Here is a 23,352-nt window from a genome sequence, read left to right as displayed (position 1 = left end):
TTCCCGATGCGCGGGGACCTGCCCAAGCGCGAGCCGGAAACCCTGGCGCGTTGGGAGCGCGACAACCTGTACGCGCGCATCCGCGAAGTGTCGGCGGATCGCCCGCGCTTCCTGCTGCATGACGGCCCGCCATATGCGAACGGGCAGATCCACCTGGGTCATGCGGTCAACAAGGTGCTGAAGGACATCATCGTCAAGTCCAAGACGTTGGCAGGCTTTGATTCACCCTACATCCCGGGCTGGGATTGCCACGGCCTGCCGATCGAGATCGCCATCGAGAAGAAATTCGGCAAGGTCGGCGAGAAACTCGACGCGGATCAGTTCCGACAGAAATGCCGCGAATACGCCAGTAGCCAGATCGACATCCAGCGCGAAGATTTCAAGCGCCTGGGTGTGCTGGGCGATTGGAGCAACCCGTACAAGACGCTCGATTTCAAATACGAAGCCAATGAACTGCGTTCGCTCGCCAAGGTGATCGACAACGGGCATTTGGCGCGTGGCGTGAAGCCGGTGCATTGGTGTTTCGATTGTGGATCGGCGCTGGCCGAGGCCGAGATCGAATACGCCGACAAGACCTCGCCTGCAATTGATGTCGCCTACACCGCACGCAACAGCGCCGACATTGCGCAACGCTTTGGCATCGACCTGCCGAGCGATGTAGAAATCGCCACCGTCATCTGGACGACGACGCCGTGGACGCTGCCGGCATCGCTGGCGGTGTCGATGGGCGCGGACATCGAATACGCGCTGGTCGAAGGTCCGCCGCATCACCAGAAGCGTCGCTGGCTGGTGATCGCATCGTCATTGGTTCCGTCGGCGTTGGCGCGTTACGGCGTCGGCGAAACGCGCGCGCATGCGCACGCCAAGGGTGATGCATTGGCCGGCGCCATCTTCGCGCATCCGTTCTACGCCGAGCGGGACATCCCGGTGCTGCTGGGTGATCACGTCTCCGACGAGGACGGCACCGGCATCGTGCATACCGCGCCTGGCCACGGTCAGGAGGATTACGCCGTTGTGCAAGGCACGGGTTTGATGGATGAGTACACGCTGGTTCAGATCAACCCGGTCGATGCCCGCGGCGTGTACTTGCCTTCGACGCCACCGATCGGTGATACGGCGCTGGCCGGCGCGCATATCTGGAAAGCGAACCCGCTCATCGTCGAGGCGCTGCGCGAAAGTGGTGAGTTGCTATCGCATGTCGACATTCGCCATAGCTATCCGCATTGCTGGCGGCACAAGACGCCGATTGTTTTTCGAGCCACGCCACAGTGGTTCATCTCGATGTCGCAGGGCAACTTGCGTCGCGATGCATTGGCGACGATTCCGGGCGTGAAGTGGTATCCGGGTTGGGGCGAGGCGCGTATCGCAGGGATGATCGAAGGCCGACCCGACTGGACCATCTCGCGCCAGCGCACTTGGGGCGTGCCGATTGCGTTGTTCGTGCACAAGGAAACCGGTGAGCCGCATCCGCGCACGGTGGATCTGCTGGAGGAAGTCGCGCTGCGCGTGGAGCAGGGCGGCGTGGACGCCTGGTACGCGCTCGATGCCACCGAGTTGCTGGGCGATGAAGCTGCGCATTACGACAAGGTCAAGGACATTTTGGATGTCTGGTTTGATTCCGGCGTGACGCACCAGTGCGTCCTGAAGGCCCGCGGCTATGAGCTGCCGGCTGAGCTGTACCTGGAAGGCTCGGACCAGCATCGCGGCTGGTTCCAGTCGTCCTTACTCACGGCCGTCGCCATCGACAAGGCTGCGCCGTATCGCGAATGTCTCACGCATGGGTTCGTGGTCGATGCGCAGGGCCGCAAGTTCTCCAAGTCGCTCGGCAACGGGATCGAGCCGCAGGAAATCATCAAGCAATATGGTGCCGACATCCTGCGCCTGTGGGTGGCGTCGGCCGATTACTCGCAGGAGATGTCGCTGTCGCAGGAAATCTTGAAGCGCAATGCCGATGCGTATCGCCGCATCCGCAATACCGCCCGCTTCCTGCTGGCCAATCTGGATGGATTCGATCCGTCTCATGACCTGCTGCCGATCGATGACATGATCGCGCTGGATCGCTGGATCGTGCACCGCGCAGCAGTTCTGCAGAAGCAGATCACCGAAGCGTATGCGCGCTATGACTTTGCCGAAGTCGTGCAGGCGCTGATGAATTTCTGCAGCGTTGATCTTGGCTCTCTGTATCTGGATGTGACGAAGGATCGGCTCTACACGATGCGCGAGGATTCTCGCGGTCGTCGCAGTGCGCAATCGGCGATGTGTCGCATCATCGAGGCGTTCGCGCGCTGGATCGCACCGATCCTGTCGTTCACGGCAGATGAAATCTGGCGCTTCCTGCCGGGTGAGCGCGAGGACAACGTGATGTTGGCACAGTGGTATGACGGGCTTGCAGAGCTGCCGAACGATGCGCCGCTATCTGCCGCACGCTTCGATCAACTGCTCGATTTGCGCGAGAGCGTGGCGAAGATCTTGGAGCCGATGCGCGCCGCTGGCGAGATCGGCGCGGCGTTGGAAGCCGAGATCGTGGTGTCTGCGGATGAGCCCACGCGCGCGTGGCTGGAACCCCTGGCCGATGAATTGCGTTTCTTCTTCATCAGTGGCGATGTCACCGTGCAACCTGCGGGTGTTGCGCCGCCGATCATGGCGACGCCGACCACCAAGCCGAAGTGTGTCCGCTGCTGGCAGCACCGAGGTGATATCGGCACGCATGCCGAACATCCTGAGTTGTGTGGCCGCTGCATCATCAATATCGATGGCCCGGGCGAAAGCCGGAGGTGGTTCTGATGGCCGCGCCGAAACCGAATGCGCTCTCGTGGCTGGGCCTGTCGGCGCTGGTCATCGTGCTGGATCAATTGAGCAAGGCCTGGGTGCTGCGCGCGTTGCCGGAATACACCGATATCGTCGTGATTCCCGGATTCTGGAACTGGTTTCGCACCTACAATACCGGCGCAGCCTTCAGCTTCCTCGCCAACAGCGGCGGCTGGCAGATCTGGTTCTTCAGCATCCTGGCCTTCGTCATCAGTGGGTTGCTGATCTGGTGGTTGGCCAAAACGCCGCGCAACGATTGGAAAACAGCGCTGCCGTACGCATTGATCATTGGTGGCGCACTGGGCAATGTCATCGATCGATTGATCCACGGTCATGTCATCGATTTCATCAAGTGGTACATCGGCGACCATGTCTGGCCGGCGTTCAATCTGGCTGATGCAGCCATCGTCGGTGGCGCGATCGGGCTGGTGTTGTTCAGTTTGACCAGCGGCAAGAAAGATTCAGTAGCGGGGAATTAAGCTCGACATATGGAAATCCTGCTCGCCAATCCACGTGGATTCTGCGCTGGTGTCGACCGCGCCATCGAGATCGTCAAGCGTGCCATCGAGACATTGGGCGCGCCGATCTACGTGCGCCATGAAGTGGTGCACAACAAGTTCGTGGTCGATGACCTGAAGCAACGCGGCGCAGTCTTCGTCGAAGAGCTCGACGAAGTGCCGGATGGCGCGACGGTGATCTTTTCCGCGCATGGCGTGTCGCAGGCCGTGCGCATTGAAGCGGACCGGCGTGGTCTGAAGGTGTTTGATGCCACCTGTCCGTTGGTGACCAAGGTGCATCTGGAAGTCGTCCGTCACTGCCGTCACGGCCGCGACATGATCCTGATTGGCCACGAAGGCCACCCGGAAGTTGAAGGCACCATGGGGCAGTGGGCGCGCGAAGGTGCGACCGGCCGCATCCATTTGGTCGAAGACATTGAGCAGGCGCGGACGATCGCTGTCGGGCAGCCGGAGAACCTGGCGTATACCACGCAAACAACGCTGTCCGTTGACGATACTCGCGACATCATTGCCACCCTGCGGCAGCGCTTCCCGGCGATGCAGGGCCCGAAGAACGATGACATCTGCTACGCCACCCAGAACCGTCAAGACGCCGTGCGGGAGCTGGCCGAGAAGTGCGATTTGATTCTGGTAGTCGGCTCACCCAACAGCTCCAACTCCAATCGCCTGCGTGAATTAGCTGAGCGAGAGGGTGTCGAATCGCACCTGATCGACGGCGCGCACGAGATTGATCCAACTTGGCTAACCGGCAAGCGGCAGGTCGGGGTGACTGCCGGGGCCTCTGCGCCCGATGTGCTAGTGCAGGGCGTACTTGCCAAACTCTCGGAGTTGGGGGCCGGCTCCCAATACCGAGAGCTCGATGGCGAGCCCGAAAACATGGTCTTTGCCCTTCCCAAAGAACTGCGTCTGCAATTGATTGATTGAAGTAGGGCCCGGACGGGCCCTATAATCGCCATCCACGCCGGAATAGCTCAGTTGGTAGAGCGGCGCATTCGTAATGCGTAGGTCGTAGGTTCGATTCCTATTTCCGGCACCATTCAATACGTCTCGACGCTGAAGCCGGGCTGGAGCAAGCTGGCAAGCGAGCGCAAGGTCAACGGGTTGGGTTAGCGGCGGCTGATGTGGGCGCGATCTGGCTGGCGGATGATCGTGCGGGGCAGATCATCCGCATTGCGTTTGACGGCCATAACGATCTCTGAAGACGCGCGGTGAGGACTTTACATCGCCGGCATGTAAGGATCCCAGAAACCCGGTGCCGGATCGATCTGCTCGACGACATCGACCCACATGCCAGATGGATCGCGCAGGCCAAAGCGGCGTTGGCCCCAGGGCTCATCGGCCAGGGGATAGGCGATGCGTGCGCCTGACTGTTCAAGATGATCATGTGCCTGGCGCGCATCGGCCACCTGCAAGGTCAGAAACATACCTTCGCCGCTGAAACGTTCCGGGCCTGGCGGGTGCGAGGGATGATCGCAAGTCATGAAGGCCACCGCGACGTGGCGCTCTCCCGGTGATTCTAGATAGATAAACCAGGTTGACTCGAACACGACCTTGAAGCCGAAGTTCCGCACATAAAAATCACGACAGTCAGTGATGTGGTCGGTCACGACAACGGAATAACTGGTTTGGATTTCCATGGGGCTGTACTCCTGTAGATCAGTTGCGAGCGCTTTTGCAGGGCAGATGGCTGCAAGCGACAACAGCGCCGATAAAGCCAAAGGAAGTTTCATCGTGATGCCTCCTGACGCAGGGGTAGGCAGATCGCTGTCTGCCATGCGATGGGCGGGAGGGATTGGCAGTCGTTGAGATATTCCTCGACGATCGGCTGATCAGCGGCTTCCTCGCCGCTGCTTGGCAGCCAGCTGCTGTACAGCCAGTGATAGGCGTGCTCAAGTTCAATGTAAGGACCGGTATGTACCAGTACCGCATGCCGGCCCGAAGGAATGGTGGAGCGCGCTAACGGAGGTTGCAGCCTGAGTGCCGGGGGGAATCTCGATGCAGGCGTAGGAGGTCAGAGCGTTGACGTCGACACTTTCCGGATCCTGATCATAAATGCCAAACGATCGCGCTTCGGTTGCTGCGATGCCCTGGCCCGCACTCCACGCAGCCAAACGCTGAAAGGCATCACCGATGCGTTTGTAATCGCCACGATGGCGCAATGCGGCGACATCGATTGAATCAAGGAGTTGCACACAGACGGCGTATGTTTCGCCATCCGCCGGTGGCTTGTATGGCGCGGTAGATAGAGGTGTGGGGATGCCGCCTTGTTGCCGGAACCGCCCCGGAGGCAGGCCGTAAGCCGGCGTAAACGCGCGTGCAAATGCAGCCTGGCTTGCGTAGCCGGCATCACGTGCGATGTCATCCAAGGTGCGACGTCCATGCACCAATTCATTCGCAGCACGTTGCAACCGCAGGCGCTGTACAGTGGTTTGGATGGTTTCGCCCATCATCCCGCGATAGATGCGATGGAAATGCCAAGGTGAAAAATGACCGATGCTTGCCAGCCGTTCTAGGGGTAGTGAATCATCAAGATGGTCAACAAGATAATCAACAACCTTGTCGATGCGTGCTGCGTAGCGTGCGCGCGTGCTGGGTGTTGGCATGTGCGTCCCCGCTGTTTCCATGGATGACGGTGCAATAGTCGGTCATTGCCTTTGATAAAGGTTGCGCAATCACGCCAAGCGCTTCGGGAGCGGGAATGTTTGAAATTGAGCGTTCAGCATGACTCACGACAATGGACGGCCCATTGCTGGAGCCGTCCGCAGAGGTAGGCCGTGTTGCAATTCAGGCGTTGCAGGCGGCCGCAGGCACTGGCGCGGCGCGACGGTCCAACCACACGCTGTAGACCGCGATCGCAAGACCCAGCAATGTGACCAAGGCAGCGACTGCACCGACCGCGCCGAGGCCCAAACGACTACCGATCACAATCGCCCCCAACCATGCACCGATGGCATTGCCCAAGTTGAACGCCGCGATGTTGAGGCTGGAGGCCATGTTCTGTCCCGCGCCTTCGGCCTTTTGCAGTACGCGCATCTGCAGCGGCGCGACGGTCGCAAAGGCGGCAGCGCCCAACAAGCCTGTGAACAAGATGGCGCTCCAGGTGTAGTGCATGGCGAAGGTCATCGTGGCGAGCACAATGGACAGCAACAGCAATGTCCCAAGCAATGCCGGTACCAGCCGTTTGTCCGCCAGTCGGCCGCCCAGCAGGTTGCCGATGAAAAAGCCGACACCGAAAACCAAGAGGATCGGCGATACCGCTGCATCGCTGAAGCCGCTGATCTGGGTCAGGATCGGCTGGATGTAGGTGAAGACTGCGAACACGCCGGCATAACCCAGCACGGTCATCGCCAGGCCAAGTAGCACCTGAGGACGCGACAGCACTTTCATTTCTTCGCGCAGGGATGTTGCTTGCGTGCGGTCGCGATCGGCCGGCACCAGCCAGACGATGATCGCGGTGGCAACTAGGTCCAGCACTGTCACCGCCCAAAACGCCGCGCGCCAGCCGTAGTGCAGGCCCAGCCAAGCCCCTGCGGGTACACCGAGCAGAGTCGCCGCAGTGAGGCCAGTGAACATGATGGAGATCGCGGTCGCCTTGCGATCCGGCGAAACCAATTGCGTGGCCACCACCGCGCCGACGCCAAAGAACGTGCCATGGGCGAGCGAGGTAAGCACGCGTGCGGCCATCAATATCTCGTAGTTGGGGGCCAGCGCGCAGGCCAGGTTGCCCAGAGTGAACACGATCATCAATGCGACCAGTACCGTCTTGCGCGGCCAGCGGGTGGTCGCCGCGGTCAGCAGCGGCGCGCCGATGAAGACACCCAGCGCGTAGCCGGAAATCAACAAGCCTGCTGCGGAAATGGTCACGCCGAGATCGGCGGACACCTGCATCAACAAGCCCATGATCACGAATTCAGTGGTGCCGATGCCGAATGCCCCGGCGGTGAGTGCGTAGAGCGCCAAAGGTAGGCGGCCGTTGGAGGTGTTCATGGCGACGCTCGTGTAGGGAAGCCGACATGCTCCGTCATTGCATTGAATTTAAAAATCGGCAATATCAACAATCAATTTCAATAAAAATTTGATAATCATGGATCGATTGGATGATCTGGCCTTGTTCCTGCGTGTATTGGACCAAGGCTCCATCAGCGCCGCCGCGCGCCAGCTGGATCTGAGTCCAGCCGTCGCCAGCCAGCGCCTGGCCCGCTTGGAACAGAGCCTTGGCGTACGCCTCCTGCATCGAACTACGCGTCGCCTGCATCCCACGGCCGAGGGATTGGCGCTGGCAGAGCAGGGTCGGGGTCTAGTGGATGATCTCGATACGTTGTTTGGCAGTCTGCAGGCCACAAATACCGGCGTGGCAGGCACGCTTAGGATCGCGGCATCGGCCACGTTCGGGCGGCTGTATCTCTCACCCTTGTTGAACGAATTCATGGCGCGGCACCCGCGCTTGCGGGTCAGCGTCGATCTCAGCGATCAAATGGTGGATCTGGTGAGTGACGGGTTTGATCTGGGTATCCGCATTGGTGCGCTGGCCGATTCCAGTTTGGTGGCGAAGCGGTTGGCCGAAAATCAGCGTGTGCTCGTGGCATCGCCGGCGTATCTGGCGCGCCGCGGCACACCCGAGACGCCGAAAGACTTGGCCGAGCACGACTGTTTGATCCTCACTGGCGCGCAGGGTCGGCAGGATCAGTGGGTACTGGGCGATGGGCGGGGCGGCGAAGTTCGCGTGCGTGTGCACGGCCGCCTCGAGAGCAATCTTGGCGAGCTGCTGCGCGATGCGGCGGTGGCGGGCGAGGGCATCGCCACGCATTCGCTCTGGCATATCGCGGATGATCTGAGATCAGGGCGTCTGGTCACCGTGCTGGCGGATTATCCGCTCGCACCCACGGGTATTTGGGCGGTCATGCCGCAGCGTCGGCTGATACCGCCGCGCGTCAGTCACTTTGTGGATTTCATGGCCGAGCGGTTGCGTGATACGCCACCCTGGGAATGAGGGGGCATGGTCGATGTCGTCTCGCCGGATGCGATGGCGGACGGCTACAGTGTGGGTTCCGAAGCAGCATCGACCCTGATTCCAACACCATGGCCAAAGCAACATCCAAAGCGCGCACCGCCTATGTTTGCAGCGAATGCGGCGCTGATTATTCGAAGTGGCAGGGCCAGTGCAGCGCCTGCGGCGCGTGGGACACATTGGCGGAGATCGTGCTGGAGAGTGCGGCTGCAGCGAAATCACCTGCAGGCCGTCGCAGTGGTTGGGCGGGCAAGGTGGATGCGCCGAAAATCACACCGCTGAAAGATGTGGCGCAGACCGAGACCGCGCGCGTCACCACCGGCATCGGCGAATTCGACCGCGTTCTGGGTGGTGGTTTGGTCGAAGGTGCGGTGGTGCTGATCGGTGGTGATCCTGGCATTGGCAAATCCACTTTGCTGACACAAGCCCTCGCGTCGATGGCGGGGAGCTTGCATGGTCTCTACGTCACCGGCGAAGAATCACTCGGCCAGGTTGCCGGTCGTGCATCGCGCCTTGGTCTGCCGCTGGAAGGCATGCATGCGCTGGCGGAAACCTGCGTCGAGCGCATCCTTGAGCAAGCTATTGTTGCCAAGCCACGCTTCATCATCGCCGATTCCATCCAAACCTTGTGGACGGAAACGCTGACCGCAGCGCCGGGTTCCGTGAGCCAAGTGCGTGAATCGGCCGCACGTCTGGTGCGCTATGCAAAAGAAACCGGCACGGCCGTGTTCCTGGTCGGTCATGTGACCAAGGAAGGCGGCATCGCCGGGCCGCGCGTGTTGGAGCACATGGTCGATGCGGTGCTCTATTTCGAGGGGGATTCCGGCAGCCGCTTCCGCGTGCTGCGCGCGTTCAAGAATCGCTTCGGCGCGGTGAACGAGCTCGGTGTGTTTGCGATGGGTGATCGCGGTTTGCGTGAAGTGCCGAACCCTTCCGCGATTTTTCTGTCGGGCGGCAGCGCCGACCAACCAGGCAGCTGCGTGATGGTGACGCGCGAAGGCACGCGCCCCTTGTTGGTGGAGGTGCAGGCCTTGGTCGATGCTTCACCGTTGTCGAATCCGCGTCGTGTTGCGGTCGGCCTTGAAGGCAATCGATTGGCGATGCTGCTCGCCGTGCTGCATCGGCATGGCGGGATCATGGTCGGCGACCAGGACGTGTTCGTGAACGTGGTCGGTGGCATCCGCGTACAGGAAACTGCCGCTGATTTGCCCGTATTGCTCGCCGTGCTGTCATCGCTGCGCGATCAGCCGCTCGCCGACAAGACAATTGCTTTCGGCGAAGTGGGACTGTCCGGCGAGATCCGCCCCGTGCCCAATGGCGAAGAGCGATTAAAGGAAGCTGCTACGCACGGTTTCAAACGCGCCATCGTGCCCAAGGCCAATGCACCGAAGGCGGGCACGATCAAGGGGATGGAAGTCATCGCCGTGTCTCGTCTGGCGGATGCCTTGGCGCACGCGTGAGGACACGCGTGACCCACTCGATCAAGGCGGAGTGTGCGCGCATTGTTTCGATCGCATTGCATCCGTTTGCCGTCTTTGCGTTGCTCAACCTGCTGGCTTTGTGGCGGCTGGATCCGGCGTCACTTCCTCGCATCATGCTTGGCATGGCGGTGGTGATGGTCGTGGTGTGGGCCTTCGTCTGGCAGCGACACCGTGCGGGTCATTGGTCCACGGTGGATGCGTCATCCAAACACGAGCGTCCTGCGCTTTACGCGTTGGTGCTGGTCTTGTTGATTGCCTATGCGGCCTGGGTGGGACGTTCATCACCACTGGCTATCGGCGTGGCCGTGGTCATCGGCATGCTCTGTGTCGCTGGGGTTGCCAACCGCTGGATAAAGCTCTCGTTGCACATGGCCAGCTTGGCGTTCTGCGCGGTCGTGCTGTGGTCGTTGTATCGCAACGCTAGCGTCGTTGCGTTTGCATTGTTGCCGTTGCTGGGCTGGGCGCGTCTTCGCATGGCGCGCCACACGACGGTCGAAGTCTTGGGCGGGACGATGCTGGGTTTGGCTGCAGGCATCGTCCTCTTGTCGTTAGGTTGATCAGTGGCCGCCGGCTGCTGCGGCTCCCCCTTTGGCGCCGAACGGCGGCTTGGCTATCCACACCACCGCGATCACCGCGAGAAAGATGATGCCGAGCAGGTGGAAGATCTCGTTGAAACCGATCTGCATCGACTGCTGCGTGATCATGCCGTTCAATACCATCGCGCCACGTTGCACATCGCCCGCGCCGTATTGCGCGATGGTCTGCAACATCGCTGGGTCGGTCGCCGGGATATGCTCGGTCAACTGGGCGTGATGCACGGCAGAGCGTTGTGTCCATGCGTAGGTGGTCAGTGATGCCGCGAAACTGCCGCCCAATGTGCGCAGAAAGGTCGACAAGCCGGAGCCTGCCGCAATCTCGTGCGGCTCCAAGTCGGACAGCAATATCTGCAGCACAGGCATGAAGAACAGCGCGACCCCCAGACCCTGCATCAACTGAATCGTGGCGATGTGGTTGAAGTCCACGTCCAGGTTGAAGTGTGATCGCAGGAAGCTGGTGAATGCCATCACGATGAACGCGCCACTGGCAAGGATACGCAGGTCCACTTTATTGCCGTGTTTGCCGATGATCGGCGCGATCATCACAGGCAGGATGCCGATGGGCGCCGTCGCCAAGCCTGCCCAGATGGCCGAATAGCCCAGGTTGCGTTGCAACCACAATGGAACCAGGATGCCGACCGCAAAAAAAGCCGAATACGCCAGCACCATTGCGATGGTGCCTGCAGTGAAGTTTCGATGGCGGAACAAACGCAGATTGACGATGGGATCTTCGTCGGTGAGTTCCCAGATCACGAACACCACCAGCGAGATCACCGCGATGATTGCTAGCGCCACCATGTGCGACGAGTTGAACCAGTCTTCGTCATTGCCCAAGTCCAGCAACAACTGCAATGCGCCTACCCCCAAGACCAGCGTGGCCAAGCCGACGTAATCCATCTTTGGCTTTTCTAGCTTCTCCGGACGGCCCTTGAGCTGTGAGCCGACGACGAGACTTGAAAAAATGCCGAGCGGGATGTTGATGAAGAAAATCCATTCCCAGCTGTAGTTGTCGGTGATCCAGCCGCCGAGGATCGGGCCTGCAATGGGTGCGACTACGGTGACCATCGCGAGCAGCGCGATGGCTTGCCCGCGTTTGGCTGGCGGGTAAATCGACAACAGCAAGGCCTGGGTAATCGGATACATCGGCCCTGCGACGAGGCCTTGCAACGCACGCGCCGTAACCAATAAACCCATCGAATTGGCAATGCCGCACAGGAACGATGCAATCACGAATGCCATTGTCGACCACATGAACAGCTTGCGTTCGCCAAAGCGACGCGCAAGCCAGCCGGTCAAGGGCAAGGCAATCGCCGTAGACACTGCGAACGAGGTAATCACCCATGTCGCCTGGCTGGCGCTGCCACCCAGGTTGCCGGAGATAGTTGGCAGCGACACGTTGGCGATGGTCGTGTCGAGCACCTGCATGAAACTGGCGAGGGCGAGACCAATCGTCGTCAGTGCGCGATTGGGCGGGGCGAAACCGGGCATGTTGGCCGCAGTCTCAGTGGGTGCCGGCGCTTGCGGCAAATCATCCGAAGTGGCGGTCGTCGAAGCCATGGCTTAGTCGCGTGCGTTGCCGAGGTTGGCATCGATCACAGCATTGACCGCGGCATCGGCATCCTTCAGGTGCTTGTCGTATGCATCGGTGCCATGAGTGGGCGTGCCGGTGGGCGCGGTCGGTAGCAGGCCCTGACCTTCGTCATGCAGATTGACTTTGACCGCCATCGACAATCCCAGGCGCAGCGGGTGTTCCTGCAATTGCTTCGGGTCCAGTTCCACACGCACAGGTACACGCTGCACGATCTTGATCCAGTTGCCGCTGGCGTTTTGCGCCGGCAGGATCGAGAACGCACTGCCAGTGCCAAGGCCCAGGCTCTGCAGCTTGCCGTGGTAGACGACATCATCGCCATACAGCTCGGAGGTCAGTTCCACGCGCTGGCCCAGGCGCAGCTTCTTCAACTGCGTTTCCTTGAAGTTGGCATCCACCCACACGTCTTGCAGCGGAATGACGGCCATCAGCGGCGTACCGGGGGCGATGCGTTGGCCTAACTGCACAGTGCGCTTGGCGACGAAACCGTCGATGGGGGCGATGATTTGCGTGCGCTGTTTGTTGAGCCAAGCCTGGCGCAATTGCGCGGCGGCGGCAGTGACTTGCGGGTTGTTGCGGATGCCGGAATTGTCGACCAACGCGCGGTTGCGCTCGACGTTTTCGCGCGCGCCGGATACCGCAGCCTGCGCCGAAGCGAGTGTCGCCTGCGCGGTGGCAAGTTGGGTGCGTGCATGCGCGAGTTCTTCGGCAGACACGGCGCCACTGGCGACCAAGCCACTACGACGTGCGACATCGGCTTGCGCAGAAGCGAGTGCGGCCTGTGCCTGGCGAACGGCGGCAAAGCGTGCCTACACCTCGGCCTGGCCAGCATCGACAGCGCGATACACGCCGCGCACTTGGCGCACCGCATTGGCCAAGCCGGCTTCGGCTTGCTGGTAAGCGGCATCGGCATCGGCGGCGTCAAAGCGCACGAGCACTTGCCCGGCGACAACCTTCTGGCCGTCTTCCGCGCCGATTGCGACCACGGTGCCACCGGTCTGCGGCGTCACCGTGACCACGTTGCCTTGCGCGTACGCATCCTCTGTTTCTTCCGACCAGCGGCCGACGAGGAAATGCCACGCAATCCATGCTGTCGCTGCCAGCGTGATGATCGCGGTCAGCACCAAAAGCGCTTTTTTGCGCTTGCGCTGTTGGGGCGTGGGAGTGGGTGCACTCGGCGGCATAGGGGTGGAGACCTGCGGCTGGGCCTTGGACTCGGATTGGGCGTTCGGTTCGGTGGTCATGGCGATGCGGGCTTGTCGTTTGATTCGGGAAGGGTGGCGGCCGGCAGGCCACCGCCAAGAGCGATATCCAGGTTCACGGCGCTGTCGATGCGGCGTGCTTCGAGTACAGCGAGCTGTTGGTTCAACTGCAGCAACGGTCGTTGTGCGTCGAGCACGTCGAGTTGGTTGGCCAGCCCAGCCTGGCGACGCTGCAACATCAGCGAGGCCGATTTCTCCGCCGCATCACGCGCGCGGCGAGCATCGCTGATTTGCAATTCGAGTGATCGAGCCGATTGCGTAGCATCGATCACTTCGCGCAGCGCGTTCAGTACGGTCTGGTCGTAGTGGGCGATGGCCAGGTCAAAGTCGGCATTGCTGCCGGCCAATTGATTGCGCAAGCGACCGCCATCGAAGATCGGCAGCGTGATGGCCGGGGATGCATAGGCGAAGGTCGATTCGCTCTTGAAGAGACTGGAGAGAGAACTGCCTACCACGCCCGCCATCGCGGCCAAGTTGATGGTCGGATAGAAATCCGCCTTGGAGGCCTTGATCGATTGGGATGCCGCTTCGACCCTCCAACGTGCAGCGGTGATGTCGGCGCGGCGTGATACCAGATCGCTCGGCAATACCGAGGGCACGCGCAGTGAGGGCGCATACAGCTGCGGGCGCGATAGCGTCAGGCCGAAGTCGGGGCCTTGCCCGGCCAACATCGCCAATGCGTTGCGCAGCGCTTCAATTTGCTGCGCGGCTGCGCCCGCTTGTGCACGTGCGGCGGCCTCGGCACTTTCGATCTGCACCAGCGCGATGCGATTGTCGATGCCGGCCCGCACGCGTTGCTCGGACAGCTTGCGCAGGCCCACGTTGCGTTGGGACTCGGCTACGGCGACATCCTGCATCGCATAGGCTTGCGACAACGCCACCCAAGTGTGGGCGATGTTGCCTGCCAGCATGACGCGGGCGGCCTGGGCTTCGGCCTCGCTGGCGCGTACCGCGCCCAGTGCAGCGTAGTAGCGTGCGCGCTTGCCGCCCCACAGGTCCGGCGACCAATCGAAGCGTAGTGACAGCATGGTCGAACCGACCGTCGTGCCGCCGATGGGCTCGGGCAGCGATTCCGGCACGTTGATGTGGGTATGTGAGGCGCTCGCACCCAGCGTCGGCTTGAGGCCTGCCTCGGCCAAGCCCGCCTGCGCCAGTGCCTTGCGCAGGCGCGCATCGGCAGCATCGAGTGAGGGGGTGCCTTCGAGTGCAGTGGTGATCAACGCGTCGAGGTTGGGATCACCGAGCGACTCCCACCACTCAGCATCTGGCCAGGCGGGGGGGAAACATCGGCCTTCGACAAAGATTCAGCGGTTGATAGGCGATCAACATCGCGCAGGGTGGAGTGCGGAGAGAGGCCGTGGGTACTGGCGCAGCCGGCGATCAGGATCGCCAACAGCGCCGGCGTAGTGCGGCGAGAGAGAGTGGAGGGAGTCATGGAGTCAGCCTTGGCGGGCGTCTAGAAGGTTGTCGCGGATAAGTTCCAGCATGCGTTGGAACTCGGCTTGTTCGGCAGGGCTCATCCCTTGCTGCGCGCGTGCCAGGACGCGCGCTCCGCAACTGCGGATGGTGGGGATCAGGGCTTCGCCGCTGGCATCAAGTTCGATGCGCAAGGCGCGGCGGTCATCGGGATCGGCAGTGCGGCGGAGCAAGCCCTTGGCCTCCAGCTGATCCAGGACTCGCGTCATTGCGCCGGGGTTGAGTTCGGCCGCGCGGGCCAGTTCACCCGGGCTGACGCACCCCATCGCCACCTTTTTGAGGGTGATGTATTGGCTGAAGCTGAGGTCATGCCCGGCGGCAGCCAATTCGGCTTCCAGCGCAGTGCGTGAGAGATCCCGGACTTGGCGCAGCAGGATGCCGAAAGAAGCAGCTTCATCTTGCTGAGGGGCGGCGCAGGACTTCGTATTCATGGAGCGCGGTTTTATAGCCCAGACAATATTTGTCAAGGCAAATATATCAACGGCAAATAACCGCACGGTGGGGGATGTGATGCCCCTAACCGCGTTTCAGAATGAAGTCATATACGAACTGGCTGCCGAAGAAGGCCAGGAACAGGAACAGCATGGCGCCAAGGGCCATGGCGGCAGCCGTACGGCCACGCCAGCCATAACGCCAGCGGCCGAACATCAGGATGCCGAAGACCAGCCACGACAGGATCGACAACACGGTTTTGTGGGCCAAATGCTGGGCGAACAGGTCATGCACGAAGAGGGCGCCGGTCAGGAGTGTTGCCGTCAGCAATAGGAATCCGACCGCAATGGTCCGGAAGAGCAGGGTTTCCAGTTCCGTCAACGGCGGCAGGATGCGCAGCCAGCGGTGGAACTCGCGACGGCGAAGCGTGCGCTCCTGTAGCCACAGCAGCACCGCCAAAAGGGCTGCGATCGCCAGCGTGGCGTAAGCCAGCAGTGCGCACCAAGCATGCAGCTGCAGCTGCCAATCCATCGCCGCCGGGCGTGAATGGCCGTGCAGCGAGTAAAGCAGGGCAAACAGCGCGGCCAGCGGATACACGATCACGCCCAACGCCGCCATCCGTCCCCGCATCGCGAAGAGGCTGGTGAGGGCCGCCATACCCAACGCCGATAGCGACAGGGCCGCGAAGAAATGCATGTCGGGTGCGCCGGCTTGGCGCCAGGCGGTGGCGTGGATTTCGCCGTGGAAGACGATGCCCAGCACCGCTAGCGGCAACCAGCCGCGATTGCGGGTGCCTTCCTGACGTCGCAAAGACAGGCCCAGCAGCAAGGTGGCAGCCAGATACAAAGCGACGGCGAGGCAGGTGACGATCATCGCGCCAGTGTCGCATGCAGGGCGGCACCAAGTCAGTGGCCGTTATACTTGTGGACTGCATTCAAGGCACTTATCGCCATGTTCGAATCATTGACCGAACGCCTGTCCGGCACCATTAACCGTCTGCGCGGCCGTGGCCGCCTGACCGAATCCAACATCACCGAAGCCATGCGCGAAGTGCGCATCGCCCTGCTAGAGGCCGATGTCGCCTTGCCTGTGGTGCAGGCGCTGATCCAACGCATCAAGGTGCGCGCGCTGGGGCAGGAGGTAATGAAGTCGCTGACCCCAGGCCAGCAGCTGGTCAAGGTGGTGCGCGACGAACTGACCAACGTGATGGGCGCGCAGGCCAGCGATCTGAATCTCAATGTGCCAGCGCCTGCTGTCATCTTGATGGCGGGTTTGCAGGGTGCTGGTAAGACGACAACGGTCGGCAAGTTGGCCAAGCATCTCAAAGAGAAGCGCAAGAAGAAGGTGATGGTGGTGTCCGCCGACGTGTATCGCCCGGCCGCAATCGAACAATTGAAGACACTCGCTGGTCAGGCCGGTGCGGAGTTCTTCCCCTCCGATGAAACGCAGAAGCCCGAAGCCATCGTCCGTGCGGCGATTGATGCCGCGAAGAAATCCTTCGCCGATGTCTTGATCGTCGATACCGCCGGCCGCCTTGCGATTGATGAGGCGATGATGGTCGAGATCAAGGCGCTGCACGCCGCGGTCAATCCGGTCGAGACGCTGTTCGTGGTCGATTCAATGACCGGCCAGGACGCCGCCAACACGGCGAAGGCCTTCAGCGAAGCGCTGCCGCTCACGGGCGTCGTGCTCACCAAGACCGATGGCGATGCGCGCGGCGGCGCGGCGCTGTCGGTGCGCTACATCACGGGCAAACCGATCAAGTTCATCGGCGTCGGCGAAAAGCCCGATGGTCTGGATGTGTTCCACCCCGATCGCGTTGCCAGCCGCATCCTCGACATGGGCGATGTGTTGTCACTGGTTGAGCAGGTCGAGGCCGGCGTCGACAAGGACAAGGCGGCGAAGCTGGCGGAGAAGGTCGCCAAGGGCAAGAAGTTCGACCTCAACGACATGCGCGACCAGCTGGAGCAGATGCAGAACATGGGGGGGCTGTCGGGCCTCATGGACAAGCTGCCGGGCATGGGCCAGATCCCGGACTCGGTGAAGAACCAGGTCACTGGCAAGGAAATCCCGCGTCAGATCGCCATCATCAATTCGATGACGCTCAAAGAACGTCGCAACCCGACGCTGCTCAATGGTTCGCGCCGCGCGCGCATCGCTCGTGGTTCTGGTGTGCAGCCCGCTGACGTCAACCGTCTGCTCAAGCAATATCAGCAGATGGAAAAAATGATGGGCAAGCTGGGGCGCGGCGGCATGAAGGGAATGAAAGGCATGATGCGCGGCATGCAGGGAATGATGGGCGGCGGCATGCCGTTCCGTTGACCCGCGTCACATCACAGTCTTAAAGAAACCTGCGTTGATGCGCTAACGTAGCAACGCACGGTCTGGGGAGACCGACAAGGAAGACAAGGGGAGCACATGGAGTACCGAATCTGGCCGGACGCAGAGCCCGGCCCTGCGCCGCACAACCCGCCGCCACTGCCTGAAAGGCGGCACAAGCCCGTCTTCTCCGGGCATGCAGGCGAGTATTTCGGTATCTGGATCGTCAACGTCGTGCTCAGCATCCTCACGCTCGGCATTTATTCGGCCTGGGCAAAGGTGCGCACCGAGCGCTATTTCTATTCGAATACGCGGCTTGCTGGCTCGGCCTTCGAGTACACCGCCGATCCCATCGCCATCCTCAAGGGCCGCTTGATCGCCTATGCAGTGGTGATCACCTTGGCGCTGACATCCAACTTCATGCCAGCGCTCTACTTCCTGCTGATCATGGCTGTGGGTTTGTTGATGCCGATGATCATCGTCTGGTCGCTGCGCTTCCGCGCACGCAACTCGGTGTGGCGAGGCCTCAGTTTCCGCTTCGACCAACCTGCCGGCGATGCTTACATGCCGTTCCTGATGTGGAACATCATCACCAGTATGACCCTGACCTTGCTGTACCCGATGGCGTCAGCGGCCAAACAGCAGTTCGTGGTCGAAGGACATCGTTTCGGTGTCAAGCGGTTCGCTTTCAAAGGGGAATCGAGCCAGTACTACCCCGCGTATTTCGTTGCGTTGGGTCTGGGCATCCTCGCCATCATTATCGGCGTGATGTTGGTGGGTGCATACACGGCGGCCACCAAGAGCAGCGGCAGCGAAGACAAGGAAGCCTTGTTGTTTGGAATGATGATGTTCCTCTTCGTGTTCTATGGAGGCCTGTTCTTCGTCATGACCTATCTGCGCGTGCGCTACACCAACCTGATGTGGCAGAACACTTCATTGATGTTGCATCGGTTCGAATCGACGCTGCGCGTGCGTGATGTCACCTGGATCTATCTCAGCAACATCGTCGCGATTCTGTTCACGCTTGGCCTTGCGGTGCCGTGGGCGATGGTTCGGCTGGCTCGTTATCGCGCCGAGCATTTCACCTTGATTGCCACGGGTGATCTGGATGAGTTCGCGGCCGCATCGCAGATGCACGCAGGCGCGACCGGTGCCGAGTTGGTCGATGCGCTCGATGCCGGCCTCGATTTTGGGATCTGACGTGATGGAAGGGCAGTGGTCAGACGGCCGCAGCAGTCGCCTGCGCACGGTGAAGGTGTCGCGCAATGGCGACTGGCTGCAAGCCGACACCGGGGACGCTGGTGAGAGCATCCATGACTGGCCCTTGGCTTACATCCGCATCAGCCCTCGTTTGGGGCGTACGCCGCGCACACTGACCTTGCCCGATGGCGGGTGCATCGAGTTGGCCGACTCCCCAACGTTGGATGAGTGGTTCCCGCGCCCACCGAGCCGCGTTGAAGCTTTCGCCGATTGGCTGGAACGACGCAAATACGCCATCGCCGCATCGGCTTTGATCACCGTCGCGTTGATCGTCGGCTTCCTGCAATACGGTTTGCCCTGGGCTGCGCTCAAGATCGCCGAGCGCCTGCCGGCTTCGGTCGAGCGTAGCGCCAGCAACCAGGTCGTGAAGGTGCTGGAGAGGTTCCACCTCCAACCCACCGAGTTGCCTGACGCACGGCAGCAAGCATTGCAATCGCAATTCAAAAGACTGGTCGCCGGCGAGCCGCGCGCCGATCAGATGCGCCTGAATTTGGTGAATGCAGCGGGCATCGGCCCCAACGCCTTCGCCCTGCCGGACGGACGTATCTACATGACCGATCAACTGGTCGAATTGGCCGAATCCGATGATGAACTATTGGCCGTGTTGGCCCACGAAGCTGGCCACCATGTGCATCGACATGGCGTCCGCGGGGCGATCGAAGGTTCTTCGGTCTTTGTGTTGGCTGGCTTGATGTTGGGCGATGCGACCGGCTCGTCTCTCGCGGTATCGATCCCGGCCACCTTGCTCAGCAATGGCTTTTCCCGCGACCACGAGCGCGAGGCCGACCAATACGCCTTCGCCCTACTCAAGCGCCATGGCAAGTCGCCGAGAGACTTCGCCACCCTGATGGCGCGGCTGATGAAGGCGCATGGGATGGAGGATGTGGATGGCAGTGTGATCGGCTACCTCTCCACCCACCCGCCCAGCCAGGAGCGTGTCCGTGCTGCCGAGGCTGCAGACGCCAGCCGCTGAGGGGGTTTGCCCGGCCAGACCAGGGGCGCTATAATTTCCGGCTTACCCTGCCATCCCGGCAGCTGGGCAATACCGAGTCAATCATGGTCAAGATCCGCCTTACCCGTGGCGGCGCCAAGAAGCGCCCCTTCTACCACATCATCGTCACCGACAGCCGCAGCGCCCGCGACGGCCGCAACATCGAGCGTGTGGGTTTCTTCAATCCGGTTGCCCAGGGCAACGAGAAGCGTGTCGAAATGAACCTCGAGCGCATCAATCACTGGATTGGCAACGGTGCCCAGATGACCGACAAGGTCGGCGCGCTGTACAAGGACGTCAACAAGGCTCAGGCAGCTGCCTGAGCCCGTGGCCGCCACGCGGCCCAGTGCTGACATGACGGAAGCCCGATGACTGCTTCCGTCACAATTTCCGGCAAACGCATCCTGGTCGGCGAGATCATGGGTGCGTTTGGTGTGCGTGGGGAGGTGAAAATCCGCTCCCACACCGAGCCTGAAACCGCGATCTTTCGGTATCAGCCGTGGCTGCTGCGCGATGCGCGTGGCAACGAACGTGCTCTGGAAGGCGTGCGCGGTCGCAGCGGCGCCAAGGGGGTGGTTGCGCAACTGCCCGGTGTCGAGGATCGCGATGCGTCCGAGGCCCTGCGTGGGACCGAAATCTACGTCCCGCGTGAGGCTTTGCCTCCACCGAAGCCCGGCGAGTATTACTGGGTCGATCTGGAAGGCTTGCGGGTGGAAACGGTCGGCGGCGTGCCACTCGGTATCCTCGATCATGTGTTCGCGACCGGTGCCAACGATGTGCTCGCCGTGCGCGGCGACCGCGAGCGCTTGATTCCGTTCATCCAGCCGGACGTAGTGACCCAGGTGGATTTCGATACCGGCGTCATCACTGTCGACTGGGATCCTGATTTCTGACGCGTCGCCATGCGCATCGACATCCTCACCCTGTTCCCTGACTTCATTCGCCAGGCGGTGGCCTTCGGTGTGCTCGGTCGCGCCTGCGAGCGGGGATTGGTCCAAGTCGAGGCGTGGAACCCGCGCGATTTTGCCGAGGGCGGCTACCGCCGTGTCGATGACCGCCCATTCGGTGGCGGCCCCGGCATGGTCATGATGATCGACCCGCTGTCGCGCGCGCTGGCGGCCGCCCGAAAGGCCGACGAGCGCCCGCTGCATGTCATTCACCTCAGTCCTCAGGGCCGCCCGCTGACGCAGGCGAGGGTACGCGAGCTGGCTGCCATGCCTCGCCTGGCCCTGGTCTGCAGCCGCTACGAGGGTGTCGATGAGCGCTTCATCCAGCACGAGGTTGACGAAGAGATCTCGCTGGGGGATTACGTCATCTCGGGCGGCGAGCTGGGGGCTGCGGTCCTGATCGATGCGATAGCTCGGCTGCAGGAAGGCGCCTTGAACGATGCTGAATCCGCCGTCCAGGATAGTTTCGAGGGCGATGGCCTGCTCGATTGCCCGCATTACACCCGTCCAGTGGATCACCCCTTTGGCCGCGTCCCCGAGGTGCTGCTCTCCGGCAACCACGCCGAGATCGCCCGCTGGCGCAGGGCCCAGTCCGTCTCACGCACCTTTGAGCGGCGTCCGGACTTGCTCGAGGCTGCGCGGTTAAGCCCAGCCGAATCCAAGGCGCTGAGCAGGATAGAGAAAGACAGCTAAGCCCTTGTCTGTGTAGAGAAAAGCCCGTTATACTTAGCGGCTTCGTTCCACCAGCCAAGACGTGGGTCCACGCGCACTCACGCTTATAAACCACAAATACACAGGCAATACCCATGAGCAAGCCGTCTTTGAACAACCTCCTCAACGAATTCGAATCGGCCCAGGCCGAGCGCAAGCTGCCCGAATTCGGCCCCGGCGACACCGTGATCGTCAACGTCAAGGTGAAGGAAGGTAACCGTGAACGTGTCCAGGCCTATGAAGGCGTGGTCATCGCCAAGAAGAACGCAGGTTTGAACTCCGCCTTCACCGTGCGCAAGATTTCGCATGGTTACGGCGTCGAGCGCGTGTTCCAGAGCCATAGCGCCATCATCGAGTCGGTCAAGGTCAAGCGTCGCGGCGCTGTCCGTGCCGGCAAGCTGTACTACTTGCGTGGTCTGGAAGGCCGTGCTGCCCGCATCCGCGAGGATCTGGCCGCCGTCGCCAAGGCCAAGAACGAGGCGAAGGCCGCCGCCGCAGCTGCTGAGTAAGTGTTTGCGACGAGTTATACCGCAGCGGCCGCCTAGTGCGGCCGTTTGCATTTTGGGAATGCTGAAGTGCTTGATTGATGAACGATCCAGTTGTCATTGATGGAATGCGACTGGACGCTTGGCTCTGGGTCGCACGTTTTTTCAAGACACGCAGTCTTGCAAAACAGGCGATCGAATTGGGACGCGTCAAGGTTGAAAACCAAGACGCCAAGCCATCTCGCATGGTGCGTCCAGGCTTGCGCATGCAAATTGAGCGTGCCGCTGAAATTTTCGACATCCAGGTCATGGCCTTGGCAGAAAAGCGTGGGCCCCCCAGCTTTGCGTGCACGCTTTACGAAGAAAGTGATGCCTCTCGAGTAGCCCGTGAAAACGCACGCGCATTGGCACGAGCAGCGAATGCAGGGTACCGCGCGCCGGAATCCAGACCAGACAAGCGCGCGCGGCGTTTGATTCGTGCGCTAGGCGATATAGACGCGATTTAGTGGCAATCTGATCGAAATGACATCAGGCCTTGGATTTGGTGCTCGTGTTGCGGATCGAGTAACCAAGCAGGACCAACCAAGCAGCCAATGCAAGTAAGGTAGGGAGCTGAAAAGCGCTGGAAGTACCAATCGTGAAATTCCAGGCGCCAATAAAAATCAATGCCCACAGCCCAAGGTTGATCCCGACGATCGTTGCGCGCGACTTGTGCCGTGTGAAAAGCGAAATGATGCTGGGCATGAGTGCAATGGGGGCGGTTGCAAGAAAAAAGATGATGACCAAAGTTGGATTCATCGCGTTACCTGGGAAATGAAGTGGATGCTGGATCAATTATCTGTCAATTGTCTGGCCTGAGTGAGCGCATGGCCCAAACAATTGCTGTCAGTAGCCGGGAGCCGGTTCCCACAGCTCAATCTTGTTGCCATCCAGATCAATCACCCAGCCAAACTTTCCTTGCTCTGATGATTCCGACTTTTCCATCACGGTGCAGCCTTCACTCCTCAAGGCAGCAAGCAGGCTTTCTAGGTCGGCGACACGAAAATTGATCATGAAGGGCGATTTCCCGGGCTCCATATAAGTCGTGTCCTCAGAGAATGGGCTCCACACGGTGGTTCCGCGTGTACTTCCATCACCGCCCCAGCGAAACAGCGCGCCGCCCCAATCAGTCACATCAAGTCCAAGGTGCTTTTTGTACCAGTCGCCTAGTGATTTAGGGTTTGATGATTTGAAGAATATCCCCCCAATTCCTGTTACGCGCTCCATTGTCATTCCTGCATAGAAGTGAATTCGGGCCAGCTGGAGTGGGTTTGATTCAGGCCCTGCTGGTGCTGATCGTGGCAACTAAAGTTTGACCCGCCCACGAATGACGTCACGACGTCCCCCCGCTTTCAGTAGCGGGGCTGTTTAGAGTCCGGGGTTCATCGTAGCGGCTTTGGCTGCCAACTGTTTGGCGTAGGCAGCCGGTGT

At 61.0% G+C, this 23,352-nt stretch carries 25 protein-coding genes, 1 tRNA gene and 1 pseudogene; 15 read left to right on the top strand and 12 right to left on the bottom strand.

All coding sequences use genetic code 11. The annotated features are described in order from the left end of the window. Positions 1-6 precede the first annotated feature (6 nt). From ileS to BW989_RS06265, 4 genes are all read left to right on the top strand, one after another. Positions 7-2,784 (top strand): isoleucine--tRNA ligase, encoded by a 2,778-nt coding sequence (gene ileS / locus BW989_RS06280; protein ID WP_242651388.1) that lies wholly within the window; start codon positions 7-9, stop codon positions 2,782-2,784. After that, on the top strand, positions 2,784-3,287 hold the full coding sequence (gene lspA / locus BW989_RS06275) for a signal peptidase II (RefSeq protein ID WP_076586563.1): 504 nt from the start codon (positions 2,784-2,786) through the stop codon (positions 3,285-3,287). The genes ileS and lspA overlap by 1 nt, the downstream gene beginning before the upstream one ends. Before the next feature lie 9 nt (positions 3,288-3,296). Further along, on the top strand, positions 3,297-4,250 hold the full coding sequence (ispH, locus tag BW989_RS06270) for a 4-hydroxy-3-methylbut-2-enyl diphosphate reductase (protein WP_076586561.1): 954 nt from the start codon (positions 3,297-3,299) through the stop codon (positions 4,248-4,250). A 36-nt stretch (positions 4,251-4,286) separates the two neighbouring features. Further along, positions 4,287-4,362: transfer RNA gene (locus BW989_RS06265), tRNA-Thr, on the top strand. A gap of 181 nt (positions 4,363-4,543) precedes the next feature. Here the strand turns inward: BW989_RS06265 and BW989_RS06260 are convergent. The 4 genes from BW989_RS06260 to BW989_RS06250 form a co-directional block, all read right to left on the bottom strand. Continuing rightward, complete coding sequence (locus tag BW989_RS06260; RefSeq protein WP_207551630.1) at positions 4,544-5,056, bottom strand: VOC family protein; 513 nt, start codon at positions 5,054-5,056, stop codon at positions 4,544-4,546. After that, a complete protein-coding gene (locus tag BW989_RS12960; RefSeq protein WP_425476651.1) occupies positions 5,053-5,247 on the bottom strand; it encodes a GyrI-like domain-containing protein in 195 nt (64 codons plus the stop codon). The genes BW989_RS06260 and BW989_RS12960 overlap by 4 nt, the downstream gene beginning before the upstream one ends. Next, positions 5,222-5,929, bottom strand: coding sequence for an AraC family transcriptional regulator (locus tag BW989_RS06255; RefSeq protein WP_165688567.1), 708 nt, complete (start codon positions 5,927-5,929; stop codon positions 5,222-5,224). Before BW989_RS06255 ends, BW989_RS12960 begins: the two co-directional genes overlap by 26 nt. Before the next feature lie 181 nt (positions 5,930-6,110). Further along, entirely contained in the window at positions 6,111-7,313 is a 1,203-nt protein-coding gene (locus BW989_RS06250; protein ID WP_076586559.1) for an MFS transporter, read from the bottom strand. A 97-nt stretch (positions 7,314-7,410) separates the two neighbouring features. On the opposite strand from BW989_RS06250, the gene BW989_RS06245 reads away from it, so the two are divergent. The 3 genes from BW989_RS06245 (at position 7,411) to BW989_RS06235 (ending at position 10,372) form a co-directional block, all read left to right on the top strand. Next, positions 7,411-8,316: a LysR family transcriptional regulator gene (locus BW989_RS06245; RefSeq protein ID WP_076586557.1), complete on the top strand. Its 906-nt coding sequence runs from the start codon at positions 7,411-7,413 to the stop codon at positions 8,314-8,316. A gap of 89 nt (positions 8,317-8,405) precedes the next feature. Further along, on the top strand, positions 8,406-9,794 hold the full coding sequence (gene radA / locus BW989_RS06240; RefSeq protein WP_076586555.1) for a DNA repair protein RadA: 1,389 nt from the start codon (positions 8,406-8,408) through the stop codon (positions 9,792-9,794). A gap of 8 nt (positions 9,795-9,802) precedes the next feature. Further along, on the top strand, positions 9,803-10,372 hold the full coding sequence (locus BW989_RS06235) for a hypothetical protein (RefSeq protein ID WP_076586553.1): 570 nt from the start codon (positions 9,803-9,805) through the stop codon (positions 10,370-10,372). On the opposite strand, the gene BW989_RS06230 is transcribed toward BW989_RS06235, so the two are convergent. From BW989_RS06230 to BW989_RS06210, 6 genes and pseudogenes are all read right to left on the bottom strand, one after another. Next, a complete protein-coding gene (locus BW989_RS06230) occupies positions 10,373-11,968 on the bottom strand; it encodes a DHA2 family efflux MFS transporter permease subunit (RefSeq protein ID WP_076586551.1) in 1,596 nt (531 codons plus the stop codon). It lies immediately after the preceding gene. 3 nt (positions 11,969-11,971) lie between these two features. Next, positions 11,972-13,183 (bottom strand): annotated as a pseudogene (locus BW989_RS06225) (multidrug transporter). A 56-nt stretch (positions 13,184-13,239) separates the two neighbouring features. Further along, the gene (locus BW989_RS06220) at positions 13,240-14,481 is read right to left on the bottom strand and encodes an efflux transporter outer membrane subunit (protein ID WP_242651350.1); all 1,242 of its coding nucleotides are present in this window, start codon (positions 14,479-14,481) and stop codon (positions 13,240-13,242) included. After that, positions 14,478-14,696 carry a hypothetical protein gene (locus tag BW989_RS12795; RefSeq protein ID WP_242651347.1) on the bottom strand — a complete coding sequence of 73 codons (219 nt, stop codon included), beginning with the start codon at positions 14,694-14,696 and terminating at the stop codon, positions 14,478-14,480. Before BW989_RS12795 ends, BW989_RS06220 begins: the two co-directional genes overlap by 4 nt. A gap of 4 nt (positions 14,697-14,700) precedes the next feature. Continuing rightward, positions 14,701-15,168, bottom strand: a complete 468-nt coding sequence (locus tag BW989_RS06215; RefSeq protein ID WP_076586549.1) for a MarR family winged helix-turn-helix transcriptional regulator — start codon at positions 15,166-15,168, stop codon at positions 14,701-14,703. An 85-nt stretch (positions 15,169-15,253) separates the two neighbouring features. Beyond that, positions 15,254-16,042: a cytochrome C assembly family protein gene (locus BW989_RS06210; protein ID WP_076586547.1), complete on the bottom strand. Its 789-nt coding sequence runs from the start codon at positions 16,040-16,042 to the stop codon at positions 15,254-15,256. Between the two features lie 78 nt (positions 16,043-16,120). Here BW989_RS06210 and ffh point away from each other — a divergent pair, with 78 nt between their 5' ends. From ffh to BW989_RS06170, 8 genes are all read left to right on the top strand, one after another. Next, entirely contained in the window at positions 16,121-17,491 is a 1,371-nt protein-coding gene (ffh, locus tag BW989_RS06205; protein ID WP_076586545.1) for a signal recognition particle protein, read from the top strand. 96 nt (positions 17,492-17,587) lie between these two features. Beyond that, entirely contained in the window at positions 17,588-18,688 is a 1,101-nt protein-coding gene (locus BW989_RS06200) for a YjgN family protein (RefSeq protein ID WP_083688331.1), read from the top strand. Beyond that, positions 18,654-19,721, top strand: coding sequence for a M48 family metallopeptidase (locus BW989_RS06195; protein ID WP_076586543.1), 1,068 nt, complete (start codon positions 18,654-18,656; stop codon positions 19,719-19,721). Before BW989_RS06200 ends, BW989_RS06195 begins: the two co-directional genes overlap by 35 nt. 83 nt (positions 19,722-19,804) lie before the next feature. After that, positions 19,805-20,062: a 30S ribosomal protein S16 gene (gene rpsP / locus BW989_RS06190; RefSeq protein WP_076586542.1), complete on the top strand. Its 258-nt coding sequence runs from the start codon at positions 19,805-19,807 to the stop codon at positions 20,060-20,062. A 45-nt stretch (positions 20,063-20,107) separates the two neighbouring features. Further along, entirely contained in the window at positions 20,108-20,632 is a 525-nt protein-coding gene (rimM, locus tag BW989_RS06185) for a ribosome maturation factor RimM (protein ID WP_076586540.1), read from the top strand. Positions 20,633-20,641: 9 nt separating this feature from the next. Then, the gene (gene trmD, locus BW989_RS06180; protein WP_076586538.1) at positions 20,642-21,379 is read left to right on the top strand and encodes a tRNA (guanosine(37)-N1)-methyltransferase TrmD; all 738 of its coding nucleotides are present in this window, start codon (positions 20,642-20,644) and stop codon (positions 21,377-21,379) included. Between the two features lie 113 nt (positions 21,380-21,492). Beyond that, positions 21,493-21,906 (top strand): 50S ribosomal protein L19, encoded by a 414-nt coding sequence (gene rplS / locus BW989_RS06175; protein WP_076586537.1) that lies wholly within the window; start codon positions 21,493-21,495, stop codon positions 21,904-21,906. 77 nt (positions 21,907-21,983) lie between these two features. Next, the gene (locus BW989_RS06170; RefSeq protein ID WP_076586535.1) at positions 21,984-22,388 is read left to right on the top strand and encodes an RNA-binding S4 domain-containing protein; all 405 of its coding nucleotides are present in this window, start codon (positions 21,984-21,986) and stop codon (positions 22,386-22,388) included. A gap of 22 nt (positions 22,389-22,410) precedes the next feature. Here the strand turns inward: BW989_RS06170 and BW989_RS06165 are convergent, their stop codons facing one another. Next, complete coding sequence (locus BW989_RS06165) at positions 22,411-22,680, bottom strand: hypothetical protein (protein WP_076586534.1); 270 nt, start codon at positions 22,678-22,680, stop codon at positions 22,411-22,413. 87 nt (positions 22,681-22,767) lie between these two features. Then, positions 22,768-23,154 carry a VOC family protein gene (locus BW989_RS06160; protein WP_242651345.1) on the bottom strand — a complete coding sequence of 129 codons (387 nt, stop codon included), beginning with the start codon at positions 23,152-23,154 and terminating at the stop codon, positions 22,768-22,770. Between the last annotated feature and the right edge of the window lie 198 nt (positions 23,155-23,352).

The sequence above is a fragment of the Solilutibacter tolerans genome (assembly GCF_900155935.1).
GTDB classification, from domain to species: domain Bacteria; phylum Pseudomonadota; class Gammaproteobacteria; order Xanthomonadales; family Xanthomonadaceae; genus Solilutibacter; species Solilutibacter tolerans.
This window is presented reverse-complemented; position numbering and strand designations above follow the sequence as displayed.